The sequence below is a fragment of the Pantoea sp. JKS000250 genome, assembly GCF_003201065.1.
Classification (GTDB): domain Bacteria; phylum Pseudomonadota; class Gammaproteobacteria; order Enterobacterales; family Enterobacteriaceae; genus Pantoea; species Pantoea vagans.
Map to the genome: position 1 here is coordinate 4,138,447 of NZ_QICZ01000001.1, position 23,688 is coordinate 4,162,134.

The 23,688-nt window shown below is 55.5% G+C and carries 23 protein-coding genes; 12 read left to right on the forward strand and 11 right to left on the reverse strand.

Going from position 1 to position 23,688, the window contains the following annotated elements:
* Positions 1-24 precede the first annotated feature (24 nt).
* Together araC and BY447_RS19615 are read left to right on the forward strand one after the other, a co-directional pair.
* Positions 25-942 carry an arabinose operon transcriptional regulator AraC gene (gene araC / locus BY447_RS19610; RefSeq protein WP_003853440.1) on the forward strand — a complete coding sequence of 306 codons (918 nt, stop codon included), beginning with the start codon at positions 25-27 and terminating at the stop codon, positions 940-942.
* Positions 943-1,043: 101 nt separating this feature from the next.
* Positions 1,044-2,090, forward strand: a complete 1,047-nt coding sequence (locus BY447_RS19615) for an oxidoreductase (protein WP_033783014.1) — start codon at positions 1,044-1,046, stop codon at positions 2,088-2,090.
* A gap of 214 nt (positions 2,091-2,304) precedes the next feature.
* Here the strand turns inward: BY447_RS19615 and add are convergent, their stop codons facing one another.
* The 3 genes from add to manA all read right to left on the reverse strand — a co-directional run bounded on the left by add (position 2,305) and on the right by manA (position 6,288).
* Positions 2,305-3,300 carry an adenosine deaminase gene (gene add / locus BY447_RS19620; protein WP_110331881.1) on the reverse strand — a complete coding sequence of 332 codons (996 nt, stop codon included), beginning with the start codon at positions 3,298-3,300 and terminating at the stop codon, positions 2,305-2,307.
* Positions 3,301-3,480: 180 nt separating this feature from the next.
* A complete protein-coding gene (locus tag BY447_RS19625) occupies positions 3,481-4,980 on the reverse strand; it encodes a YdgA family protein (protein WP_033732595.1) in 1,500 nt (499 codons plus the stop codon).
* 132 nt (positions 4,981-5,112) lie between these two features.
* Entirely contained in the window at positions 5,113-6,288 is a 1,176-nt protein-coding gene (manA, locus tag BY447_RS19630) for a mannose-6-phosphate isomerase (RefSeq protein ID WP_110331882.1), read from the reverse strand.
* A gap of 195 nt (positions 6,289-6,483) precedes the next feature.
* Here manA and fumC point away from each other — a divergent pair, with 195 nt between their 5' ends.
* Entirely contained in the window at positions 6,484-7,881 is a 1,398-nt protein-coding gene (gene fumC / locus BY447_RS19635; RefSeq protein ID WP_033783020.1) for a class II fumarate hydratase, read from the forward strand.
* Between the two features lie 41 nt (positions 7,882-7,922).
* Here the strand turns inward: fumC and tus are convergent, their stop codons facing one another.
* Entirely contained in the window at positions 7,923-8,852 is a 930-nt protein-coding gene (tus, locus tag BY447_RS19640) for a DNA replication terminus site-binding protein (RefSeq protein WP_110331883.1), read from the reverse strand.
* 186 nt (positions 8,853-9,038) lie between these two features.
* Here tus and BY447_RS19645 point away from each other — a divergent pair, with 186 nt between their 5' ends.
* The 5 genes from BY447_RS19645 (at position 9,039) to BY447_RS19665 (ending at position 12,154) form a co-directional block, all read left to right on the forward strand.
* The gene (locus tag BY447_RS19645) at positions 9,039-10,238 is read left to right on the forward strand and encodes an MFS transporter (protein ID WP_199226940.1); all 1,200 of its coding nucleotides are present in this window, start codon (positions 9,039-9,041) and stop codon (positions 10,236-10,238) included.
* 207 nt (positions 10,239-10,445) lie between these two features.
* Positions 10,446-10,940 (forward strand): RrF2 family transcriptional regulator, encoded by a 495-nt coding sequence (locus BY447_RS19650; RefSeq protein WP_110331885.1) that lies wholly within the window; start codon positions 10,446-10,448, stop codon positions 10,938-10,940.
* A gap of 195 nt (positions 10,941-11,135) precedes the next feature.
* A complete protein-coding gene (locus BY447_RS19655) occupies positions 11,136-11,318 on the forward strand; it encodes a type II toxin-antitoxin system HicA family toxin (protein WP_010245321.1) in 183 nt (60 codons plus the stop codon).
* 22 nt (positions 11,319-11,340) lie between these two features.
* Positions 11,341-11,766 (forward strand): type II toxin-antitoxin system HicB family antitoxin, encoded by a 426-nt coding sequence (locus tag BY447_RS19660; protein ID WP_033783026.1) that lies wholly within the window; start codon positions 11,341-11,343, stop codon positions 11,764-11,766.
* 82 nt (positions 11,767-11,848) lie between these two features.
* Positions 11,849-12,154, forward strand: coding sequence for a type II toxin-antitoxin system HicB family antitoxin (locus BY447_RS19665; RefSeq protein ID WP_323859512.1), 306 nt, complete (start codon positions 11,849-11,851; stop codon positions 12,152-12,154).
* 68 nt (positions 12,155-12,222) lie between these two features.
* Here BY447_RS19665 and oqxB read toward each other — a convergent pair whose 3' ends face one another.
* Positions 12,223-15,375 carry a multidrug efflux RND transporter permease subunit OqxB gene (gene oqxB / locus BY447_RS19670; protein WP_110331886.1) on the reverse strand — a complete coding sequence of 1,051 codons (3,153 nt, stop codon included), beginning with the start codon at positions 15,373-15,375 and terminating at the stop codon, positions 12,223-12,225.
* A gap of 12 nt (positions 15,376-15,387) precedes the next feature.
* The gene (locus BY447_RS19675; RefSeq protein WP_110331887.1) at positions 15,388-16,542 is read right to left on the reverse strand and encodes an efflux RND transporter periplasmic adaptor subunit; all 1,155 of its coding nucleotides are present in this window, start codon (positions 16,540-16,542) and stop codon (positions 15,388-15,390) included.
* Positions 16,543-16,843: 301 nt separating this feature from the next.
* Between BY447_RS19675 and BY447_RS19680 the strand changes: the two genes are divergently transcribed.
* From BY447_RS19680 to BY447_RS19690, 3 genes are all read left to right on the forward strand, one after another.
* Positions 16,844-17,185 carry a helix-turn-helix domain-containing protein gene (locus tag BY447_RS19680; RefSeq protein ID WP_013357796.1) on the forward strand — a complete coding sequence of 114 codons (342 nt, stop codon included), beginning with the start codon at positions 16,844-16,846 and terminating at the stop codon, positions 17,183-17,185.
* 86 nt (positions 17,186-17,271) lie between these two features.
* Complete coding sequence (locus BY447_RS19685) at positions 17,272-17,706, forward strand: ribonuclease domain-containing protein (protein WP_033732609.1); 435 nt, start codon at positions 17,272-17,274, stop codon at positions 17,704-17,706.
* Between the two features lie 2 nt (positions 17,707-17,708).
* Positions 17,709-17,972, forward strand: a complete 264-nt coding sequence (locus BY447_RS19690; protein WP_013357798.1) for a barstar family protein — start codon at positions 17,709-17,711, stop codon at positions 17,970-17,972.
* Here BY447_RS19690 and BY447_RS19695 read toward each other — a convergent pair.
* A complete protein-coding gene (locus BY447_RS19695; RefSeq protein ID WP_110331888.1) occupies positions 17,969-20,335 on the reverse strand; it encodes a virulence factor SrfC family protein in 2,367 nt (788 codons plus the stop codon). The genes BY447_RS19690 and BY447_RS19695 overlap by 4 nt on opposite strands.
* A 245-nt stretch (positions 20,336-20,580) precedes the next feature.
* Here BY447_RS19695 and BY447_RS19700 point away from each other — a divergent pair, with 245 nt between their 5' ends.
* A complete protein-coding gene (locus BY447_RS19700; protein WP_097094033.1) occupies positions 20,581-21,189 on the forward strand; it encodes a LysE family translocator in 609 nt (202 codons plus the stop codon).
* A gap of 56 nt (positions 21,190-21,245) precedes the next feature.
* Here the strand turns inward: BY447_RS19700 and BY447_RS19705 are convergent, their stop codons facing one another.
* The 4 genes from BY447_RS19705 to BY447_RS19720 form a co-directional block, all read right to left on the reverse strand.
* Positions 21,246-21,551: a CcdB family protein gene (locus tag BY447_RS19705; RefSeq protein ID WP_097094032.1), complete on the reverse strand. Its 306-nt coding sequence runs from the start codon at positions 21,549-21,551 to the stop codon at positions 21,246-21,248.
* 2 nt (positions 21,552-21,553) lie between these two features.
* Positions 21,554-21,772 (reverse strand): type II toxin-antitoxin system CcdA family antitoxin, encoded by a 219-nt coding sequence (locus BY447_RS19710; protein WP_097094031.1) that lies wholly within the window; start codon positions 21,770-21,772, stop codon positions 21,554-21,556.
* Between the two features lie 121 nt (positions 21,773-21,893).
* Positions 21,894-22,949, reverse strand: coding sequence for a site-specific integrase (locus tag BY447_RS19715; RefSeq protein ID WP_097094030.1), 1,056 nt, complete (start codon positions 22,947-22,949; stop codon positions 21,894-21,896).
* Between the two features lie 26 nt (positions 22,950-22,975).
* Positions 22,976-23,608 (reverse strand): hypothetical protein, encoded by a 633-nt coding sequence (locus BY447_RS19720; protein WP_097094029.1) that lies wholly within the window; start codon positions 23,606-23,608, stop codon positions 22,976-22,978.
* Positions 23,609-23,688: the final 80 nt, after the last annotated feature.

Below are 23,688 nucleotides of genomic sequence, written 5' to 3' on the forward strand. Positions count from 1 at the left end.
ACTAACAGACTGAGTGAGGTCGCTATGTATCACCGCGAATTACCGGCCGAGCAGCAAAACCCCTTGTTGCCGGGCTATTCATTCAATGCCTGGCTGGTGGCGGGGCTGACGCCCATCACCGCTGATGGGCCGCTCGATTTCTTTATCGATCGCCCGCACGGCATGAAAGGTTACATTCTGAACCTCACCATTAAAGGCAAAGGGCGGGTATTCGACGGCGAGCGGGCATTTGACTGCGAACCAGGCGAAATGCTGCTTTTTCAGCCAAAAACCGCTCACTACTACGGCCGCGCGCCGGACAGCCCGCAGTGGTTCCACCGCTGGGTCTATTTCCGTCCGCGCGCCTACTGGCACGACTGGCTGCGCTGGCAGGATGAGCAGGAGGGCGTGGGACGACTGCTGCTGCCGGAATCGCTGCGTGGCGAGTTCGACCGCCTGTTTGCCAGTATCGAACAGACGCACAACTCGGGCCGCCGTTTTGCGGAAGAGCTGGCGATGAACCTGCTGGAACGGCTGCTGCTGCGTGCCGTTGAAGAAGATCCGCGCAGCCATCAGTTGATCCGCGACCCGCGCGTCATCGAAGCCTGTCAGTATGTCACCAACCATCTCGCCAGCGAGGTCAAGATTGAAGAGGTGGCGCGTCACGTCTGCCTGTCACCGTCGAGACTGGCGCACCTGTTCCGCGAGCAGATGGGTGTCAACCTGCTGCGCTGGCGTGAAGATCAGCGCGTTATCCGCGCCAAACTGCTGCTCCAGACCACTCAGGAACCGATCGCCTCGGTAGGGCGCGAAGTGGGTTACGACGACCAGCTCTACTTCTCACGGGTATTCCGCAAGCGTGTTGGCGTCAGTCCCAGCGACTTCCGCCGCCGCAATCAGGACGCGCACGACAGCCTGGCGGCGCAGACGGCCTGGCCCCTGGCGCGAAGTGCTATCTCTTAGTTTTTTCGGGGGATTCCGCCTTGTCCTCACCTGGTTAATAGTCTTAAATCAATCAGGTTATCAACTAAGAGCCTGCCAGGCAGGCTCTGAGAGGAATCCAAATGAGCGATAAATTACGTGTTGGTCTGATCGGCTACGGCTTTGCCAGTAAAACGTTTCATGCTCCGCTGATTGCGGGAACGCCGGACGTCGAACTGGCCGCCATTTCCAGTAGCGACGCCAGCAAAGTCCACGCCGACTGGCCCGCCGTGAAGGTGGTGGCCGATCCTCAGGCGCTGCTGGACGATCCGACTCTGCAATTGATTGTCATTCCTACCCCCAACGATACGCATTTCCCGCTGGCTAAAGCGGCGCTGAATGCCGGTAAACATGTGGTGGTCGATAAGCCGTTTACCGTGACGTTGTCACAGGCGCGCGAACTGGATGCGCTGGCAAAAGCTAAAGGGCTGCTGCTATCAGTGTTCCATAATCGCCGCTGGGACAGCGATTTCCTGACGCTTAAATCCCTGCTTGAAGCGGGCTCACTGGGTGAAGTGCGTTACTTCGAATCGCATTTTGACCGTTTCCGTCTGGAAGTGCGCAATCGCTGGCGTGAAATGAAGGGTGCAGGCAGCGGAATCTGGTATGACCTGGGGCCGCATCTGCTGGACCAGGCGCTGCAACTGTTTGGCCCGCCGGTCGCCATTAATGTTGATCTGGCCGAAATGCGTCCGGGCGCGCAGACCACCGACTACTTCCACGCCACGCTGACCTATCCGCAGCGCCGCGTCGTGCTGCACGCCAGCATGCTGGTGGCGGCAGAATCCGCCCGTTATACCGTTCACGGCACGCGCGGCAGTTACGTTAAATATGGTCTGGATCCGCAGGAAGATCGCCTGAAGTCGGGCGACTTCCCGCCGCAGGAGGACTGGGGCTATGACATGCGCGACGGCACGCTGACGCTGGTTGATGGCGACGCCCTGACCGAAACCACGCAGCTGACCCAGCCGGGCAACTATCCGGCTTACTACGCGGGCATCCGCGATGCCATTGCCGGACGCGGTAATAATCCGGTGACGGCGGAAGAGGCGATTCAGGTGATGGAGCTGATCGAACTGGGTCTGCAATCCGCCGAGAAACGCCAGACGCTGTCGCTGAAGCGCGTTTAATGGGTGAGTGTAATAATGGTCATTTAATACTTCGGGCAGATGCCTGACAAGCTTAAAAGCGGGCAGAGCATGCCAGGGATGGCGGCTTTTGCGTCTTTCCGATCTGACCCCGTTCCCTGTGTAAGCTCGGTCTTAAAGCCACCTGTCCTTGAGCATTTCCTTACATTAAAACGGGCCGGATATCCGGCCCGTTTTTATGGCTGCAACGAGCAGATTACTGCACGCGGGCGCGAATAGCCGCTTTCTCAGCGTCGCTAAGGAAGGCAATCGTCAGTCCATTCTCCTGCGCCTGACGCATCTGCGCTGCGCTCAGACCGGCAGCCGGTGCGGCATGATGATACTCATGAGCAAGCTCAATGCCCTGAACCGCGGGATCATCAGTATTGATGGTCGCCAGAATGCCATGCTCCAGGAAGGTTTTCAGCGGATGCTGCGCCAGTGAAGGCACGGTGCTGGTCTGGATGTTGGAGGTCAGGCAGGATTCAATACCAATATGGTGCTCCGCCAGGAAATCCATCAGCGCGCGATCTTCAATCGCTTTCACGCCGTGACCGATACGCTCAGCGCCCAGCTCACGAATCGCCTGCCAGATGCTCTCCGGACCGGCCGCTTCGCCCGCATGCACGGTAACGCGGAAACCGGCATCGCGCGCCTGGGTAAAGTGACTCAGGAACTCGCTGCCCGGGAAGCCCAGCTCATCACCCGCCAGATCGACCGCGGTGATGTGATCGCGATGGGCCAGTAAACCTTCCAGTTCGGCAAGGCAGGCATCTTCGCCAAAGGTACGGCTCATAATGCCAATCAGACGCACGTCGATATTGTGCTGCTGACGGCCAGCGCGAACCCCGTCAATGACCGCTTCCACCACACCGGCAATCGGCAGGTTATGGGTCATCGCCATATAACCGGGCGAAAAACGCAGTTCAGCATAATGAATGCCCGCACGCGCGGCATCTTCGACATTTTCCTGCGCAATGCGGCGGCAGGCATCCAGATCGCCCAGCACTTTCACGCCCCAGTCGAGTTTTTGCAGGAAGCTCACCAGATCAGGTTCATTCTGGCCAACCTGCACATGCGGACGCAGCGTCTCCAGCGTTGAGGCGGGCAGGGCAAGATTAAACTGGCGGCCTAAATCGAGAATGGTTTGTGCACGAATGTTGCCATCAAGGTGGCGGTGAATATCAGTCAGAGGAATTTTAGAATCGATCATGGCGCACTCGCTGAGTTGTCGGTGAAGTGCAGAGCATTATAAAAATATCTTGCGCAACAGCGCCAGCTCTTTGCGCAACAGCCGCGCCGGATGCTGCTTAATTACCCATAACCGGTGGGCAAATCAGCGTTCAGGCATAAAAAAAGCGACCCGAAGGTCGCTATAGATGGACGACAGCGCTTACTGCGGCATGCCTTCGCTGGTCGGCATACCCAGCATGTAGCGGGACATAAACTGTTCCAGCGTCATCTTGTCGCCGTTCATGTTCACCTGACCGTTGGTGTACTGCAGGCTGGTCACGATGTTGTTATCCTGCTGCTGAGTCAGGCGGAACATCTGACCCATTGCTGCCAGACCTTTCACCTGCTGATCCGCCAGCTTCTGGGCATCATCCGCCTGATAACCCTCAGCCAGACCCACTTTGTGCATGGTTTCGGTTGCCATCGGCATATTGATCACCAGCTTGCTGTCCAGGCTTTTCAGTACCCGGTCAACCATAGCGCTCAGCGTCTGGGCTTCACCGGTTACGGCAGACGGGTCGTTGAAGCTGGCCGTCAGATTGAAGGTGCTTTCACCTTTGTCATTCTTCCAGCTCAGCGGAGCAATGCTGATGGATGGCGAGCCTTTCAGCAGCATCGGCAGATTGGCCATCAGAATCTGATGCACGCCTGCCTGATAGCGGATAGGATCTTCCGCAACGCCAGGCTGGGTCAGCAGCTCCTGCATCTGCGCGTTGTAACGATCGGAGAAGGCTTTGACCGCCTGCGCATCAAACTGTGACAGCTTCATCTTCAGCGCTGCCTGACCGAAGTCCTGCTTCTGCAGCTGAACGCCTTCCACTTTGTAATCAATATCGCCGCCAATTTTACCGGCGCTGTTATCGAAAGAGGAGGTGCCTTTCATTTTGTGCAGCGTCAGGGCGTCCTGACCATTGATGCTGGCATTCACCTTCTCAATGTCCACCGACTGATCGCCGATGCGTACGCCTTCCGGGCTGAGATGCGTGTTACCGCTCAGCTTCAGACCATTGACAGTGAACAGTACCGGCTGGCCCATCTCATTTTTACTGGTCAGCGCGAGGCTATCCACATCGCTGTCCAGCGACACTTTATCGCCTTTATTATCAGCGCTGACATTGAAGGTGCCGCCATTGGTGGCAAAACGCTCGCCGGTTTGCGCATTCTGATAGTCAACCGGCAGGACACGCAGCGCGGTATCGGTAGCGCCGCTGTAGCCGATGCGGGTATCTGCATTAATCAGCGATTTATTGCCGGTCAGCTCGAACAGCTTCTTCACCGCATCGGTGTTAGCCAGCTCGGTATGAACGGATGCCATGCTCGGGATCAGATTGAAATGCTTCAGCTGCGCAAACGGGAAAGGGCCATGATCGATGGTTTCATTCAGGATGATGCTCTGACCCGGCTTCAGCAGCGGGTTATCTTCCGTCTGCGAATTAGCCTGAACCACCAGATTCACCTTGCTGCTGAACACGCCGCGCTGATAGTCCTGATAGCTGATCTTCAGTCGGCTGTTAGGGGCATAAGCGTTCAGCTGTGCATTGGCGTTCTGCACCAGCTCATCCCTGTGGCTTTCAATTTGCTTGCCGGTGAACCACGCCGCGCCAGTCCAGACTACGCCCAGTGCGATGATGACACCTACGGCAACATTGGTCTTTTTCATTGCTGATTCGTCCTTATCCTTGAGTCCGCTTATGCCGCAGGTTTACCCCAGCGACCGAAGAAAAACGCCCGCAGGCGTTTAAAAGCTAATAGGTTGAAATAATAGCAGTTAACAGAGATTCCGTCAGCCGCTCTACCCTAAGTCGTTAAATACCCGCGCCAGCCGGCCCGTACCGGCGACCGTTACCGGCGATTCGCTGGCGGCAATGAAGCAGGATTCACCCGGTTTCAGCGTCAGTTGCTGATCGTCTTTGGCGATAATCGCCTGGCCTTCGATGCAGAACAGCAGGGCGGCGCTCTGTTGCGCCAACGATTGCGGTTCTGCGTTCAGGCTATGGATGGCAAAGGCAAAATCTTCCACCGGAATCGGAAAGCGCTGCGCATGACCCTGTTGCTCTGGTTCCGTCAGCAGCGAGTTGGCAGGTTTTTCATCAAACTTCAGGTTGGCCATGAGCTCGTCGATATCGATATATTTCGGGGTTAAACCGGCCCGCAATACGTTATCAGAGTTGGCCATCACCTCCAGCGCCACGCCTTTCAGATACGCGTGCGGGGTTTCAGCGTAGAGGAACATCGCCTCGCCGGGCTGCAGGGTGATCACATTCAGCAGCAGCGGTGAAAACAGGCCGCTGTCGTCAGGGTATTCAGCCGCAATCATGCGGATGGTGTCCCACGGCTCACCCTGTTGCGCATCAAGCGCGGATTTCAGCACGCCCAGCGCCAGCGATTTCGCTTCACCCTCCAGTGACAGCAGGGTAGAGAACAGCGCAGCAAGCGTCTCCTGATCCGGATGTTGCAAAAAATGGGCAATCTGAGGATGTGCACCTGCAACCGGCTCCAGCAGGGAGACCATCTGCGTCAGCGTGCGAAAGCCATTCATTGCCTGGAACGGTGTCAGCGCATAGACCAGCTCCGGCTTGTGGTTTGCATCTTTATAGTTGCGCTCGGCGGCCGTCAGCGGAATCCCCGCCGCATTCTCACGGGCAAAGCCCACTTCGGCCGCACGTTTGCTGGGATGGACCTGAATCGACAGCGGCTGATCGGCACACAGCACTTTGAACAGGAACGGCAGTTCACCAAAGCGCTGTGCTACCGCGTCACCCAGCATCGCGTCGGGCGCCGCATCAATCACGTCACGTAATGAACGCGCGCTGCCCTGTTCCATCACGGTTGAGGGACTTTTCGGATGTGCGCCCATCCACAGCTCTGCCATCGGCAGGTCCTCGGGATTGGCAATCCCATAAAGCTCAGTCAACGCCGTTTTGCTGCCCCATGCGTAATTTTGCAGCGAATTGTTCATTTTTTGCATTGTTTAACCCTTTATCACGGGAAATTATTGCGGCTATTAAAGCAGAAACTACCGGTAAAAATACATATCCAGCGCAAAAGGACGCTAAGCTCTGATAATGTTAAATTATTGTGTATTACTATCCTGACTGTCCGACAGTTGATTGCAACGACCTGGCGGTCATTCTTTTAAAAACAAGGTGAAGGAGACGTATTCATGGCAGGCAACCGCATTGAGAAAGATTCAATGGGCCCCATCGATGTACCGGCAGACAAACTGTGGGGCGCGCAGACGCAGCGCTCGCTGGAACACTTCCGTATCTCAACCGAAAAAATGCCGACCGCGCTGGTGCATGCGCTGGCACTGACCAAACGCGCCGCGGCCAGCGTTAACCGCGATCTTGGACTGCTGCCCGCTGACCGCGCAGATGCGATCGTCAGCGCGGCGGATGAAGTGCTGGCGGATAAACATGCGGACGAGTTCCCGCTGGCGATCTGGCAGACCGGCTCCGGCACCCAGACCAATATGAACATGAATGAGGTGCTGGCGAACCGCGCCAGTGAAATCCTCGGCGGTGAGCGCGGAATGTCGCGCCTGGTCCATCCCAACGACGATGTGAACAAGAGCCAGAGCTCCAACGACGTCTTCCCGACGGCGATGCATGTTGCCGCCGTCATCGCGCTACGCGAACAGTTAATCCCTCAGATTCAGGTACTGAAAAAGACGCTCAGCCAGAAGTCTGATGCGTTTAAAGACATCGTTAAGATTGGGCGTACCCATCTGCAGGATGCGACGCCGCTGACGCTGGGCCAGGAGATTTCCGGCTGGGTGGCGATGCTGGAGCACAACCTGAAGCATATCGAACAGAGCATTCCGCACGTGGCGGAGCTGGCGCTGGGCGGAACCGCGGTGGGCACTGGTCTGAACACCCATCCGGAATATGCAGTGCGCGTGGCGAAGGCGCTGGCCGATCTGACGCAGCAGCCATTTGTCACCGCACCAAACAAGTTTGAGGCACTGGCAACCTGTGATGCGCTGGTGCATGCGCATGGCGCGCTGAAAGGGCTGGCCGCTTCACTGATGAAAATCGCCAACGATGTGCGCTGGCTCTCTTCCGGCCCGCGCTGCGGCATCGGTGAAATCGCTATTCCGGAAAACGAACCTGGCAGCTCCATCATGCCGGGCAAAGTTAACCCAACGCAGTGCGAAGCGATGACCATGCTCTGCTGTCAGGTGATGGGTAACGACGTGGCGATCAATATGGGCGGCGCATCCGGTAACTTTGAGCTGAACGTCTTCCGCCCGATGGTGATCCATAACTTCCTGCAATCAATTCGCCTGCTGGCGGATGGCATGGACAGCTTTAATCATCACTGCGCCGTCGGTATTGAGCCGGTGCGTGAGCGCATCGATCAACTGCTGAACGAATCGCTGATGCTGGTGACGGCGCTGAATACCCACATCGGCTATGACAAAGCGGCTGAAATTGCCAAGAAGGCGCATAAAGAGGGGCTGACGCTGAAGGGTTCGGCGCTGAAACTGGGGTACCTCACTGAAGAGGAGTTTGATGCCTGGGTCCGTCCGGAAGAGATGGTCGGCAGCATGAAGTCGTAAGCTCAGCGATGAGTAAGAGGCCAGCGGATGCTGGCCTCTTTTTATATCGGGCAATCGACCCACAGATGCAGTCGGGGTATCAGCAGATTCAGTGGTTCAGCGGCGGGTTTATGCCGATGCGTAATGTTATCCGCGTCGTAATTAAGCAGCTCGCCCAGCACCGGAACCTGACTGCGATCGCGGCAGATTACCAGAATCGGTGACGGGCAGGCCAGCTGGGTCTGTTTTTTTTCGTCCGCGCGCCAGACGCGTGCGACCGGCTGGACTTTCACCGGACGTTTTATTTTCAGCCGTGCCGAGGCGGGCAGGGCGCGCACGCTTGCCAGCTCCTCCTGCACTTTTTCCGCCCACTGTTCACGCGACCACGGTGCCTGCGCACGTCCCGCCTTCAGGCTTTTTTCCAGCTGGGCGATCACCTCTTCGCGCTTGAGATTCTTGATAATGTGCTTGTTGGCCCAGCCGAAACGCAGGCTGTCAGGGGCGCTGAGCAGGGTGATCGTGCGGTAGGCATTCAGGGTAATCAGACCGCGCAGATGCTGGTGAACGAACTCGAAACGCGCTTCACTCGGCAGGCCCGAGTCCACCGTAATCAGCTGCTCCAGCCGCGCCTTAAGCTGATTAATGAGGTCGACCAGCGAACCGATCTCCGCTTCGCGCTGTTCATCACATTCGATACAGAGTGCCCCAGGCAGGCGCACAGCAGCCTTGGTACTCAGCTGTTCAGACTGATGCTGCATAAACAGGCGGCAGTAGTGGTCGAGCGCCATCTTCAACGCGCTGTCGCCCAGATGCTGCTCGACGTCGATCTGCGTAATCGCTTCATGTTCGCGGCCTTTCACCACCGGCGGCAGGCTGAAGACGCGGGCGATGAGCAAAGGCTGCGCCTCAATCTGCTGACGCAGCTCGCCCAGCGCCAGTTCCAGGTCGTTTACACACTGATGCATATCAGCCACTAAGTCGTAGCGCGTCATGTTGTGCCTCCATAGTTACAACGTCCACAATGTGGCAGATGCCTGTCAGGGATGCAAGTACTTTATAGTTACAACATACTTTAGTTATACCATTAAAAACGTGCGGCCTGCCTGGCTATCCAGTGAAAAGAGCGTCCCGCATTCTGGCTTCTGGCAGAACATGTTATAAAAACGGTTCGCCTGCTAATGAAGAGATCGCCTGTGAGTCAGAACAATAAACCCGGTATCGTCGCCATTTTCACCCTGGGCCTGGTGCAGATCCTCTCCTGGGGAGGGTCGTTCTACCTGATGGCGGTGATGGCGAACCCGATTGCAGCTGAGACGGGCTGGTCGCAGCAGTGGATCTACGGCGCGCTCTCGACGGGGATACTGGTGTCAGGCCTGCTGTCACCGCTGGCCGGCAGGATTATCGCCCGTACCGGCGGTCGTCTGCTGCTGGCGTTGAGCGGTCTGGTAATGGCAGTAGGGCTGGTGATGATGGCGGTCAGCGATTCGCTGCCGCTGTTTCTGTTTGCCTGGGTGATCATCGGCATAGGGATGGCGATGGGCCTCTACGATGCCCTGTTTGCCACACTCGGCACCTGTTATGGCAGTCAGGCGCGTTCGGCGATCACTGGTATTACGCTGATTTCAGGCTTCTGCACCACGCTGGTCTGGCCGGGAACGGCGTTGCTGATTCATGGATTTGGCTGGCGAGATGCGTCACTGATTATTGCGGCAATGATGGTGGTCTGCGTGCTGCCTGCCTATCTGTTTGCCTTACCGGCGAGCCATGCTAAGTCGCCTGCGAAAAGGGGAGTTAGACACTCTGCTACGCCGGAGATTGAACCTGCGCTGTTCTGGCTGCTGTGCGCCATTTTTACCCTCGCGTCGGTGATCATGACGGCGATTTCTGTGCAGCTTATCACGCTGTTGCAGGCCAGTGGCCATACGCTAACGTCGGCGCTGGCGATCAGCGCGGTGCTCGGCCCGTGTCAGGTAGGTTCGCGCATCGTCGATATTGTTTTCAAACGCAGTCATCCGATCCGCACCACCTTTTTTTCCGTCGGGCTGGTGGCGCTGGGCCTGCTGCTGCTGGCTCTCTTTCCGCAGATGGCGCTGCTGAGCATGGTGCTGTATGGCGCAGGAAATGGCTTACGCGCCATCGTGCGCGGAACTTTACCGCTGGCGATGGTCAAACCAGAGTCTTACGCGATTGTGGTGGGGAAAATGGCCCGCCCGGCGCTAATGGGACAGGCACTGACGCCGCTGATTGGCGGATATGTGTTTGAAAAGATGGGGGCATCGGCGACGCTGTGGTTGCTTTGCGCTTTAGCAATCTTTAACGTGGTGCTGGTTATGGCGCTGAAGCAGCGATTACCGGCGGCGTCGGTCACCACCGCATGATCAAACTGCTCACCGTTTCCGGCAGGATAAGGGTGAGGAGCAGGGTAAGCACCTTGTGCTATCAGGCCTTCGCCTTTGGTGAATACGTGCCTTGTCATTGCCGGTTTGCTTCAAAAAAGCAACAGTGTTTGTTATATTTATTGCTCATTGATTGTTCACTTATGCGGCAATAAAACAATAAGATGCACCGCAACTCAGGATAAAGAAATGCTTGATTACCGCTTCCCGACAGCTTTGCAAATGGTTCTGAGCGTAGCGATGGCGGAGCAAATGGGTAAACGCTCTACCAGCGCGATTCTGGCCTATGGGCTGGAAGCGAATCCCAGTTTCATCCGAAAATTAATGGTCCCGCTGACCCGTGACGGCATTATCGTCTCCACGCTGGGCCGTACCGGTTCGATTCATCTCGGCCGTCCTGCTTCGGACATTACCCTGCGGGATATCTATGTCTCTGTAATCGAAGACAAAAAAATCTGGGCCGCGCGTCCCGATGTCGCGCCGCGCTGTCTGGTCAGTGCCAACCTCTGCTGGTACTTCAAGTCGATAGCCGACGAAGCCGAGCAGGCATCGCTGGATGTACTCGCAAAACGCACTGTGGCCGACGCGCTGAACGAGCTGAAGAAACGCGACACCAGCAACTGCACCGCCGTACCGGAACCTGAACCCGAAGAGAGTGAAGAACTCTGCAAAAAGAGCCGCTGATTGCGGCTTTTTTTATGCGTGCTGATCAGTGACGTCCTGCCTCAAATCTGCCATGAATCAATACCCATCTTTCTGAGTTCGGTCATCGCGATAAACGTAATAAATTGTTTGAAAACCCAGTCAGGAGCCCAACATTATTGTTGCCTTAAGTACCACTAATGTTATTCTTGCTGTTATACACAGCGAGGGAACGCGATGAAGTACAGTGAATTCAGACGCTGGCTCATTCAGCAGGGCGCTATTTTGACTAAGCACCGCAGTGGAAGCAGCCATTTCAAGGTCTTCCTGGGCGACAGGCAATCCATTTTTCCGGATCATGGAGCGAAAGAAATGCCTGAAGGTACGCGCAGAAAAATTTTAAAAGATCTGGGCCTGTGAGCCCGATCAGAGAGGTAACCCTATGTTTAATTATGCCGTCAGCTTAACCCATGACGCCAAAACCGATACCTATGAGGTCTCGTGTCGTGATTTGCCGTTACTGCATTCCGTCGGCGCCACCGTTGAGGAAGCACTGTCAGAAGCCAAAGATGGACTGGTGACGGCTATATCTCTTGAGATGGATACCCGTCGTCCGATTCCGGTCGCCAGTAAACCGCTGGAAGGTGAATACATTGTCTCCGTACCTGTGCTGGTGGCGATGAAAGCGGCACTTTATAACGCAATGATTGAAACCGGCACTCGTAAAGTCGATCTGGCACGCCAGCTGGGCGTGAATGGCCCACAGGTTGATCGACTGCTGGATGTTGAGCACTCATCGAAAGTTGAAAAAGTGGAAATGGCGCTGGCGCAACTGGGACGAAAAGCCCAAATTGAGATTCGTACCTGATTATCTGCCTGCAAGAATAATGCAGGAGTTTAAGATGGATAATTATTCTGATCTGGCTACTGTCGCCGGGTAACCCGCAGTCATCACTTACGTTCCCGAAATCAACCTGTTCCGTGGACGCTTTACTGGCCTGTCAGGCTACTGTGATTTTGTCTCTGACAGCGTGCAGGGCCTGCACAAAGAAGGGGAGATTTCGCTGCGCGAATACCTGGAAGATTGCGCTGCCTCCGGCATTCATCCCTATGCGGAGCAGGAAAAAATCAAGACCTTTACGCTGCGCTATCCTGAATCGCTGGGCGTGCGGCTCTCGCAGGCTGCTGCGCAAAATGAAACGTCCCTGAAAGCGTTTATCGTTGAAACGCTAAATGAAAAATTAAAGCAGCGTTAATTAACATGCTGCCCATCTCAGACAAAAAAAGGGGCGATCACCCGATCGCCCCTGTTAACGTTTACGGTTTACGCCGTCACTGATTCCGCGTTATCTGACCGGCGCGTCACCAGCTTGCGCAGGGCGACATAGAACACCGGCGTCAGGAACAGGCCGAAGAGTGTCACGCCGAGCATACCTGAGAACACGGTAATACCGGTCACGCCGCGCACTTCTGCACCCGCACCTTCACCCAGAATCAACGGGATGGTACCGGCGATAAAGGCGATTGAGGTCATCACAATCGGACGCAGACGCAGGCGACACGCTTCCAGCGCCGCTTCGATAATCCCTTTGCCCTGAATCTCCAGCTCGCGCGCAAACTCCACGATAAGAATCGCGTTCTTACAGGCGAGGCCCATCAGCACCACCAGTCCGACCTGCACGAAGACGTTGTTGTCTCCGCCAGTCAGCCAGACGCCAAACAGCGCAGAGAGCATCGTCATCGGCACAATCAGGATCACCGCCAGCGGCAGCGTCCAGCTCTCATACAGCGCCGCCAGCACCAGGAACGCCAGCAGGACGGCCATCGGGAAGACAATCAGCGCGGTATTGCCCTGGGTTGACTGCTGATAACTCAGGTCGGTCCACTCGATGTTCATACCGTTAGGCAACAGCTGACCGGACATCGCTTCCAGCTGACTCATCGCCTGCGCCGAAGAGAGCACGCGCGGGTCGGCATCGCCAATCAAATCCGCCGCCGGATAGCCGTTATAGCGGATCACCGGATCGGGGCCGTAGGTAGTGGTGATGTTCACCATGCTGCCAATCGGCACCATCTCACCGCGGTCGTTGCGGGTACGCAGGTTGGCAATATCCTCGACGCTGTCGCGGAACTCCCCATCCGCCTGCGCCATGACGCGCCAGGTGCGCCCAAAGCGGTTAAAGTCATTCACGTACGACGAGCCGAGATAGGTCTGCAGCGTGCTGAACAGTGCGGTCAGTGACACGCCCTGAGCTTTGGCTTTATCCCGGTCAACCTGCACATCAAGCTGTGGAACGTTGGCCTGATAGGAGGAGATAGGGAAGTGCATGCCTGGCGTCTGCATGATACTGCCCGACAGCGTATTAATCGCCGTCTGCAATGCGCCATAGCCCAGACCGGCACGATCCTGCACATAGAGCGAATAGCCCGAACCCTGACCCAGCCCCAGAATCGGCGGCGGCATAATCGAGAAGCCAAAGCCCTGCTGGATCTGCGCGATTTTCGCGTTGATCTCTGCGTTAATCTCCGCTGCTGTGTGCCTGCGCTCATTAAACGGCTTCAGGCCGAAGAACACCGTTCCGCTGTTCGGGGTGTTGGTGAATTGCAGCGCATTCAGGCCGGGGAAGGCCACCGCATAGGCGACGCCATCGGTCTGCATACCGATTTCGCTCATCTTACGAATCACTTCATCGGTGCGTGCCAGTGAGGAGCCTTCCGGCATCTTCACGCCGCCAATCAGATAGAGCTTATCCTGGGTCGGGATAAAGCCACCCGGCACGGTGTGGAACATAAAGCCGGCACCGGCCAGCAGCAGGATATAGACGCCAAATACCGCGCCACGGCGACGCAGCGTGCGGCCGACCAGCGACTCATAGCCGTGCGCACTGCGCTGGAAGAAGCGGTTAAACGGACGGAACAGCCAGCCGAACAGCGCATCAATGATCCGCGTCAGCCGATCTTTCGGCGCATCATGTCCTTTCAGCAGCATCGCCGCCAGCGCAGGCGAGAGCGTCAGCGAGTTAATGGCCGAGATTACCGTGGAGATCGCGATAGTGGTGGCGAACTGCTTGTAGAACTGCCCGGTCACGCCAGAGAGAAACGCCATCGGCACAAACACCGCGCACAGCACCAGCGCGATGGCGATGATCGGCCCGGAGACCTCGCGCATCGCCTGATGGGCGGCGGCGCGCGGCGAGAGTCCCATCTCGATATTACGTTCGACGTTCTCCACCACCACAATGGCGTCATCCACCACGATACCGATCGCCAGCACCAGCCCGAACAGGCTCAGCGTGTTAAGCGAGAAGCCAAGCAGATAGAGCACGCTAAAGGTACCGACCACCGAAACCGGCACCGCCAGCAGCGGAATAATCGAGGCGCGCCAGGTCTGCAGGAACAGAATCACCACCAGCACCACCAGAATCACCGCCTCCAGCAGGGTCTGCACCACCGCTTTAATGGAGTCGCGGACAAACACGGTCGGATCGTAAGGCGCAGCCCATTTCACATCGTTAGGGAAGCGGGTTGCCAGCTCATCCATTTTGGCGCGAACCGCATTGGAGAGGTCGATGGCGTTAGCGCCCGGCGCCTGGAAGATGCCGATACCGACCGCATCTTTGTTATTCAGCTGGGAGCGCAGGGCATAGCTGCCTGATCCCATCTCAATCCGCGCCACATCGCGCAGCCGCACCAGCGAACCATCTTCAGAGGTTTTCAGGATGATATCGCCAAACTGCTGCTCGCTCTCCAGTCGGCCCTGAGTGTTGATCGACAGCAGGAAGTCGCTCTGCTTTTTCAGCGGCTCCGCGCCCAGCTGACCGGCAGAGACCTGCACGTTCTGCTCCTGCATCGCCGTCACCACGTCAGAGGCCGTCAGGCCGCGCGCCGCGACTTTATTGGGATCAAGCCAGACGCGCATCGCATATTCACCTGCGCCAAAAATCTGGATCTGACCGACACCCGGCAGGCGCGCCAGCTCATCTTTCACCTTGAGCGTGGCGTAGTTACGCAGATAGAGCGAATCGTAGGTATTGTTCGGTGAGAACATGTGCACGACCAGCGTCAGCGTCGGCGACATCTTCTGGGTGGTAACACCCAGCCGACGCACATCTTCCGGCAGACGCGCTTCCGCCTGTGCCACGCGGTTCTGCACCTGCACCTGTGCCTGATCGGGATCGGTGCCCGGACGGAAAGTCACGGTCGTCACCAGCACGCCGTCCGAACCGGCCACTGACTTCATGTACATCATGTTTTCGACGCCGTTAATCGCCTCTTCCAGCGGCGTCGCCACGGAATCCGCAATCACTTTCGGGTTAGCGCCAGGGTACTCGGCGCGCACCTGCACGCTGGGTGGCACAACGTCGGGATATTCACTGATCGGCAGCAGCGGAATGGCAATCATGCCGGTAACAAAAATCAGGATCGACAGCACCGCAGCAAAAATAGGCCGGTCGATAAAAAAGCGGGAAAAGTCCATAGCGGCCTCGAATTATTGAGCGGCTGCCGCACGCATGGCGACCTGCTGAGCAGTGACCGGCATGCCGGGCATAAATACTTTTTGCAGACCGGCAATGATGACCTTGTCACCGGCTTGCAGACCCGATTTAACGATACGCAGGCCTTCCACCATCGCGCCTGGCTGGATATCGCGCCGCTGCGCTTTACCTTCACCGTCCACCACGTAGACATACTTGCGATCCTGATCGGTCAGGACCGCTTTATCGTCAATCAGCACCGCTTCGAACTGCGCGCTACCGGGCAGACGCACACGGGCAAACAGACCCGGCGTGAACTGACGCTGCTGATTGTCGAGCAGGGCGCGCATACGAATGGTGCCGGTACTGGCGGTCAGCTGGTTATCCATGAAGTCGATCCTGCCCTGATGCGGAAAACCCTGTTCGCCGACCAGGCCAATCTCAGCGGGCAGGGCATGGCGCTGCTGGCCCTGACGCGTCATCGCCTGATAGTTGAGGAAGGTGTTTTCATCGACATCGAAGTAGACATACATCTGCTGCTGCGACACCAGCGTGGTCAGCACACTGGCGCTGTCACCAGCGGTCACCAGGTTACCGGCGGTGATCATCGCCCGGCTGGCGCGGCCATCGATCGGCGCAGTGACGCGGGTGAAGTCGAGGTTCAGCTGCGCCATGTCGACCGCGGCTTCAGCGGCCAGCACATCGGCCTGCGCCTGGCTGGCAGCAGAGCGACGCTGTTCCCACGCCTCGCGGGAAATCGCCTGGGTGCCAATCAGTTTCTCGCTGCGGCCCGATTCGCTGCGGGCCAGACTGGCCTGACTGCGCGCCCGTGCCAGTTCCGCTTTGGCCTGCTCCAGCGCCGCGCGGTAGCTCCGGTCATCAATGGTAAACAGCACCTGACCTTTTCTGACCTCATCGCCTTCGCGATAGTTAACGGCGTCGATATAGCCCGAGACGCGCGGCCGCAGCTGTACGCTCTGCACCGCTTCTACCCGGCCATTGAAATTGTCCCACTGACTGACCGGCTTGATCAGCACCGGCGCGGCACTCACCTCAGGCGGTGGCGGTGGGGCGTTTTGCGCCACACCTTTATCGCAGCTGCTCAGTTGCGTGATGAGCAGTACCATCCCTAAGAGGGTTAAACCCTGACGAACCCGGTTCGTAATCATTGTTGTTATTCCGCGATAGATATAAAAGACGACCTGCAGGCCAATATTTGCAACTTTTAATATTGCAATTAATCGCAGGGAGTGTAGGCTTGCGTCGCGGGAAACTGCAAGAATAACAGATACACTTTATGTGCGGTTTTGGACAGAGCGTTGAAAGCCTGACCCGTTGCGTTAAAACCCTACAAACAGTGCGGCATTTAATGTACTAATAAAACTTGCATTAAATGGCATAGTCAGCCACCCTTAAGTGTAACTGCAACTGATACTAATACTTTTCGCTACAGCGACGGGAGAGACTGGAATGATGAGTGACGCCTTTATTCATGATTTAATCGACTGGATTGATAACAACATTGAAGCACGTCTGGACCTGGATACGGTTTCAGAACGCGCCGGTTACTCCAAATGGCACCTGCAGCGTATGTTCAAAGAACATACCGGCTACCCACTGGGTGAATACATCCGGGTTAAGAAGCTGAAGAAATCAGCCGATCGTCTGACCAGCACCGATGAACCGATTCTCAATGTGGCGATCTCGTTAGGTTTCGACTCTCAGCAATCTTTTAACCGCAGCTTCAAACGTCAGTATGGTGTCGCGCCGGGTGCATGGCGTCGGCACAGCGGGGAATCGCACGCCGCATAACCTCGCCAGGGCCAGCTTGTCTGGCCCGCGCTTTTCTCCGGGCGCAAAACTGGTATCATCTGCATCCTGTCGTCACGGATGCCATCATGTCAAAAAAACTCTGGATTGGACTTTTTCTTGTCCTCGCGGCCTGTTTCTACGGCCTTAAACCGTATCTGAATACCGTTTCAGCCCCTGCGCAGGCGGATATCGCCACCCTGACTGACGCCCATACCGTGGCGCGCTGGGTGCTGCAGCATCAGCAATTGCCGGACTACTACCTCACTAAAAGTGATGCGCGTAAGCGTGGCTGGAATCCGGCTACAGGCAATCTGTGCGAGGTGCTGCCGGGCAGAGCTATCGGCGGCGATCGCTTTACCAACCGTGAAAAGCGACTGCCCGCGCGTGCGGGCCGTCAGTGGTATGAAGCGGATGTGAATTATCGCTGCGGTCACCGCGACGCCGATCGCCTGGTTTACTCCTCTGACGGGCTGGTATTTCTCTCCACCGATCACTACCGCAGCTTCAGACAGGTGCCCTGATCATGCTTAACCTGACCTTTGACCTGCGTCAGCTCACCACGCGCGCGGCCTTTTATCAGCAGTTTGCTGAGCAGAGCGGCTGCCCGCAGAGCTTCGGACATAATCTGGATGCGTTGTGGGACTGGCTGACGGGCGGAATGGCGCTGCCTGCCACGATGTGGCTGCAGCACTATGCTGCGCATCAGGCCGATTTAGCGCCGGTGCTGGCGCTGCTGGAAGAGGCGGCGCAGTCGCTGGAGGGCGAACTGCGCCTGATTATCGATTAAGTGCGCAGGGGCTTAAGGAGCGCAATCAGCGCTTCGCGGGCCGCCAGCGGCAGGTCGCCGCCGCCGGTGTAACCATTGTTCTCAATGATCACCTGATTCAGCCCCACCAGCCAGTCGTAGATATAGTAGGCGGTGTGGTTGGCCGGCGCAGCAGAGAGTTTGGTCAGGCGCTGACCGGCACTGAAGCTGACGCTGGGTGCCGGTGGACGGGAGAAAATCGCCTGACCCCGGTTAACCCGGCTGGCAGGGCGTTCCGATTCAGGCCGCTGTAAAAAGCCGAGCCAGGCCACAAAATCCCCCAGCACCGTCATCGCCCGCGTCACCTGACGATCGGCGCGGGATTCATGGCTGACGCTCTGGGTATCCGGCTCATGCAGCGCCTGCTGCAGTTTCTGTGCGATATCGGTGCGGAAACCGGCTGTAATTAACTCTTCAACCAGCCACTCCATCGTCGCCTTGTCCACATTCAGCAACGCCAGCAGGCTGCGGTTTTCCGGCAGCTGACGCAGATGATCCAGCCACAGCAGCAGCACCTGACGGGGATACTGCTGGGTGCTCTGCAGACTCTGACGCGGCTGAACCGGCGCTTCCGCCGGACTCTCGCTGAACAGGTCAAATTCAAAGCCGATACCAAACTGATTTTCCGGTGCCTGAATCGTGGCCGGTTTGCTGCCTGGCAGGGCTGACTGATTGAGCCAGAGCTGGCGCAGCGCTTCACGCGGCGGCTGCAGGCGCTCCAGCAGCTCACCATGCAGGCCGGTGCGATGCTGTAAACACTTCAGCAGCGTGTCGGCGATATTCTGTTTGCGTGCCGCCTGCTCCGGGCTGGCACCCGCTTCGGTCCAGGGCAGCAGACGCCGCTCCACCACGGTGTGCTGAATCTGTGCCAGCTGAGCCAGCAACATGTCGCGGCGGGCTTCCGGCTGCATCTCCTCCAGCAACCAGCTCGCCATGCGGTCGACGCCTGCGCGATCCAGCGCCAGCATCGATCCCCAGTGCTGACCGGGCTGTCCCATCTGACGCTGAACCGCCTCATCTACGTTGACCTGCTGATGACGGGCATCGAAAGGGGTAATCGCCCAGATCAGACGCGGTTTCTCTGCGGATTCCTGGGCAGGCTGGTGACGCTGCCATTCGCGCAGCGTTTCGCTGGCAAGATCGGCATCCTGACGGTGGCTGGCTGCGGTGCAGACCAGCAGCAGATCAATCGCCTGCCGCGCGGCGTAAAAGCCAGGCAGCAGGGCGCGTTTCTGTTCCAGCAGCTGAGCACGCAGCGGATCCTGCTGCTGCAGGCGCTGGCGATCTTCCTGCGTTGCTGTATCACTGGACTGACCCGGCGCGGGCAGCTCCAGCATATCGGCATCATCATAAAGCGCGGTTCGCGGAGTGGAACTCAGCGGGACCAGCACCTCCAGCGTCAGCAGCGCCAGTAATCCCAGCGGCACGTTCTGCGCCTTGCCGATGCGATTACCGTTCATCGGGCAGACTTCCACTGACTGCTGCTGATCCTGTTCACTGCCTGGCACAATCAGCTGCTCGGCGGGCAGCAGTGATGCATCGGTCAGCAGGCTCAGTGGCGCGAGTACCCGGCTGCTGTTACGCAGCTGATGACGCAGGTGCAGCAGGGTACGCAGCATTTCATTCAGGGCAGGCTGAGCAGGCCACAGCAATGAAAAGAGCTGCACCCGGTCGTCTACGCTGAGCCAGGGTGCCAGCTCAACGGCCTGCGGCCAGAAATGGCGATCCAGCCGCGCATCGTGATGCGGGCGGCGGCGGCTCCAGGACCAGAGGGTCACCAGCGCGTCGCCTTCCAGACCGGCCAGCGGCGTGGTGAGGCGATGACGCTGCAGGCGCTGCAGTGTGCTGTCGATCTGTGCGGTGTCGGGCGTGGACGCTCTGGCACAGGCGACCATCAGCCGCACCAGTTCCGCTTCGCTCAGCAGCGTCAGTTCAACCGGCCATTCGCCTGACAGCGGTTCGCGCTGATGGCTGAAGCGGGTGGCGGTCGCAAAATCGAGGTTGCCGGGATTGATATGCTGGAACCAGCTCAGCTGTTTATCGCCCATCCGGGTCACTAACTGGCCCTGGGCATCGGCCACCATTTCGTTCAGCAGCCAGGCTTTACCCGCCTGGGACTGACCAAACAGCGCCAGCGTGACCGGACGCGCCACCTGCTGTGCCAGCGCCTGAGTCTGCACGCGCGCCTGGCGCAGTTGCAGCGTCAGGGTTTCTGCTTCCAGCGCCAGACGCGGCGACTGCTCACGGGTGGTCTCAATCCAGTTCAGGCTGTTATTCAATGCGTCCTGCAACAGGCTGAGACGTTTTGCCAGCGTTTGTGGCTGACGGGGTTTTAACGCTTTCATCGTTTACATACGCTCCCGCTGTCAATCCAGTAATTTTCTGTATAAAAATTTCTTTAGAATCAAAGGGATTGAATCGACAGTTCAAAATAATTCGAAAATCGTTCAAAACGCTCAGTGAGCGAATTGGTTTATTCCTTAACAGCGCTTTGAACGGTCATCATAAAAGCTCGGATCTATGAACAAAATCTTATCAGGTGATTTTAACCTTTCGTGTTGCATCCAATCACCTGAAAAGAGGAAAGTTAATGAGTTTTCAAACATGGTTGCTTCTATTGTTCACTTGTACCGGGGCATGTATTGTTCCTGGTCCTAACGCACTTTTGATTATCAGTCATGTTACTCGTTATGGCTTGAAAAAAACGCGCTGGACGATTGCAGGCGGTCTTCTCGGTTTCACTGTGCTCATCCTGATCAGTGTCCTGGGATTGGGTTCGTTACTTGAATCAATGCCAACGCTGTTTAATGCTGTCAAAGTCGTTGGTTCAATTTATCTTGCTGTGATCGGTTTGCAGCTGATCAACTCTCCACCCAGCCAAATCAATCAGAAAACAGGCTTCATTGCCGGTGATAATTTTAGCCTGTTTAAACAAGGCTTTATCTCCGCTGTCACAAATATTAATGCGTTGATGTTTTTTATCTCGCTCATTCCGAGTTTTATGACCAAAAATCACAGCTTGCTTTTGCAAGCGATCATCATTGTGTTAACGCTGACATTCACAGAGTTTTGTTTTGAATATGCATTGGCAAAGTTTTTCGTCAGGTGGGATGTAAAATCAATCAAGATGGGCAAGCTGTTTAATCAGATTTGCGGCTGTCTCTTTATCCTCTTTGCTATCCTTCTTCAGCTCAAGTAATACCGAGAGATAAAAAGAAAACCCGCCAGAGGGCGGGTTAGAAGCGTATAGAAGGTTTAGAATCCCCAAATCATGCGATAAAGCGCATCTTTAATTTCATTACCATGATGACTAACATCACCGACAACTTCTGTTAAAAACCTCTCTGGAACTGTACCAATCGCATAAATAACAGCACGATATGTTTCATTATTAATTCTGATCTCAGGGCAAAGATCGTTGCTTACTTTTTCAGAAAAAGATTCATGATGCACAAGCGGAACCATAACCCTTCTTCCCGGCAAATCAATAATATCGCTTTGCACTTCGATCAAAAGAGGATAAGGATTTGAATTTTTATGTGAGAAAACATCAAACTGCATTCTTATTGACCTCTGTACATTTCGTTCAAAGAACCATGCTCCTCAATGAAAGCAGCGACTTCGGCCATACCAGCTCGATTTTCCTCTTTCCAGCGTTCAGCCTTGATACGTTTGGCTTCTTTAGTGAAAACTTCATCAGCCAGACCTGAACAGTTAACGCCAGCCTGAATCAGAAAATCATACTGGTCTTTATCAACAGTGATAGTTACACGACCTTTCATGATTACCTCCTAACGTGTGCATTGAAAGTGCATACTACCAGTAATCACAAATTCGCGACACTCAAAATTTGCTTTCAAGAAGCAAAAAACCCGCCTATGGCGGGTTTGTGTGGGAACTGGATTAGACCTCAACGAAGGCATTATCTCTTGTATCAGTGTATCTGTCAGTCATCGCTGAGTTCTTGTGACCTAACAGCCGCTGAGAAAACTCACCATCATTTTCTTCCTTGTAGAGCCTCGCTGACAGAGAGCGGATTTCATGGAAAGAGGGCGCTGTTCCTTCCCATTTGAGCTTAGTCGCCGCTCGGGATTTGAGGAAAGCGCGAGACAGCTTATCGCGGCCACCTGAAACAGGGATTACATGATCGCTTTCATCTTTGAACTTCTTAAGTTCATCTAAAACCTGCTTTATGTTTTTGTTGATCGCCTTGAGGCCGTGTGAGGTATCGATAGCCACTCGCGATCCGGTTTTCTGTTGAATGATGTAAATCTTACCCTGACGAATGTCCTCCCATTTCATAGCCTGTATATCACCGATTCGCTGACCAGTGAGAAGCGCCAGCTCAAAGCAGGGACGCGCCCAGGGATATAAATCAGGGGTGTGCTCACAGATCAGATTGAAATCACTAAGGGACAGACGAGATCGGGACACAGTAACTTTCTCCGTTTTTATGTTATCAATAGGATTTCGCTCAATCACACCATGAGCGATAGCAGTAGAAAAAACATCCTTGAGAAAGTTTCTGATCCTGTTGTGCATCGTTGCCTTTCCATCGTCTCGCCACGGCGCAAGGAAATCAGCAAGAGCTTTCGTGTCGATGTCATCCATCGTGAAAAGACCAATACTCTCTTTGATGGTTCTTAAAAACCGTTCATAGCTCTCCATCGTTTTCGCAGCCAGATTGCGGCGTTTAAGCTCTTTCTCATAGGTCTCAAGCCAGTCGTTTAAGGTGAATTTCTTCACCTCATTGATTCTGTCGAGCAGGTTCAATGGCTGACCCAGGTCCTGATAAAGCTCAAGGTTTGCTTCAATTGCCTGGTTCAGGGCATAGCGTTTATCACGCCCTAAACCGTACTCTTTGCCACTTCTCGGATCTTTGTAGCTGTAATAACCGTTGTTCCGAACATACAGATTCGGTGGTAAGTCACGATTGACAAATGAACGACGACGAGCCATAACAAATTCTCTCTGTAAAACTTAACTTAAAACGGAATCTCACAGTCATTTAACTCAACGAGACGACCTGGTTTCGGCTCGATCTCACACAATCCCTTTTTGTTTAAAGCCAGTCTCCGAGAAATCACAATCACTTTCAGAATGTGTTGAATGACCCTCGGACCGTCATTAAAAGCATCCCGCTTATACTGAGTGATGATTTTCACCTGAGCGTTCCGAATTGCTTGTTCGCTTAACCAATAACAACGACGATCTGCTAAGCGTTGAGAGAGAACATCAATCTCAGCATTCATCACCAAAGCCTGACCATGAATGATTTCAACTGCATCGTTTTGTTCTGGTTCTGAGACTTCTTCCAGTTCATCAGCCTCAACTAACATCGCTGAAACCTCTCGATCTTCTTCAACCGCCTCAGCCTGGTCTGACTCAATGGCTTCATCGAGACTCATAAAGTATTCTTTCAGCCATGCTTCATATTTGTCCCATGCTTTATGCATCGCATCGGAACCGTCTTTGTGACTAGAAAGAAAAGCATTTGGCGCGCCAGACTGATTCATTACTAACGCTGTCTTGCCGCCACTTCTCGGAGAAATTGTGATGTGAGCCGATGCGTTTACACGACATTCTTTCATTTCTTCGAAAAATTTTGCTTTGTTCATTTCTATTCGCTCCTGAGTAAGTATCTACAATGTAGAGTATACACAAAGTATCAACGAATGACAGTGCATTTTGAGCGAAT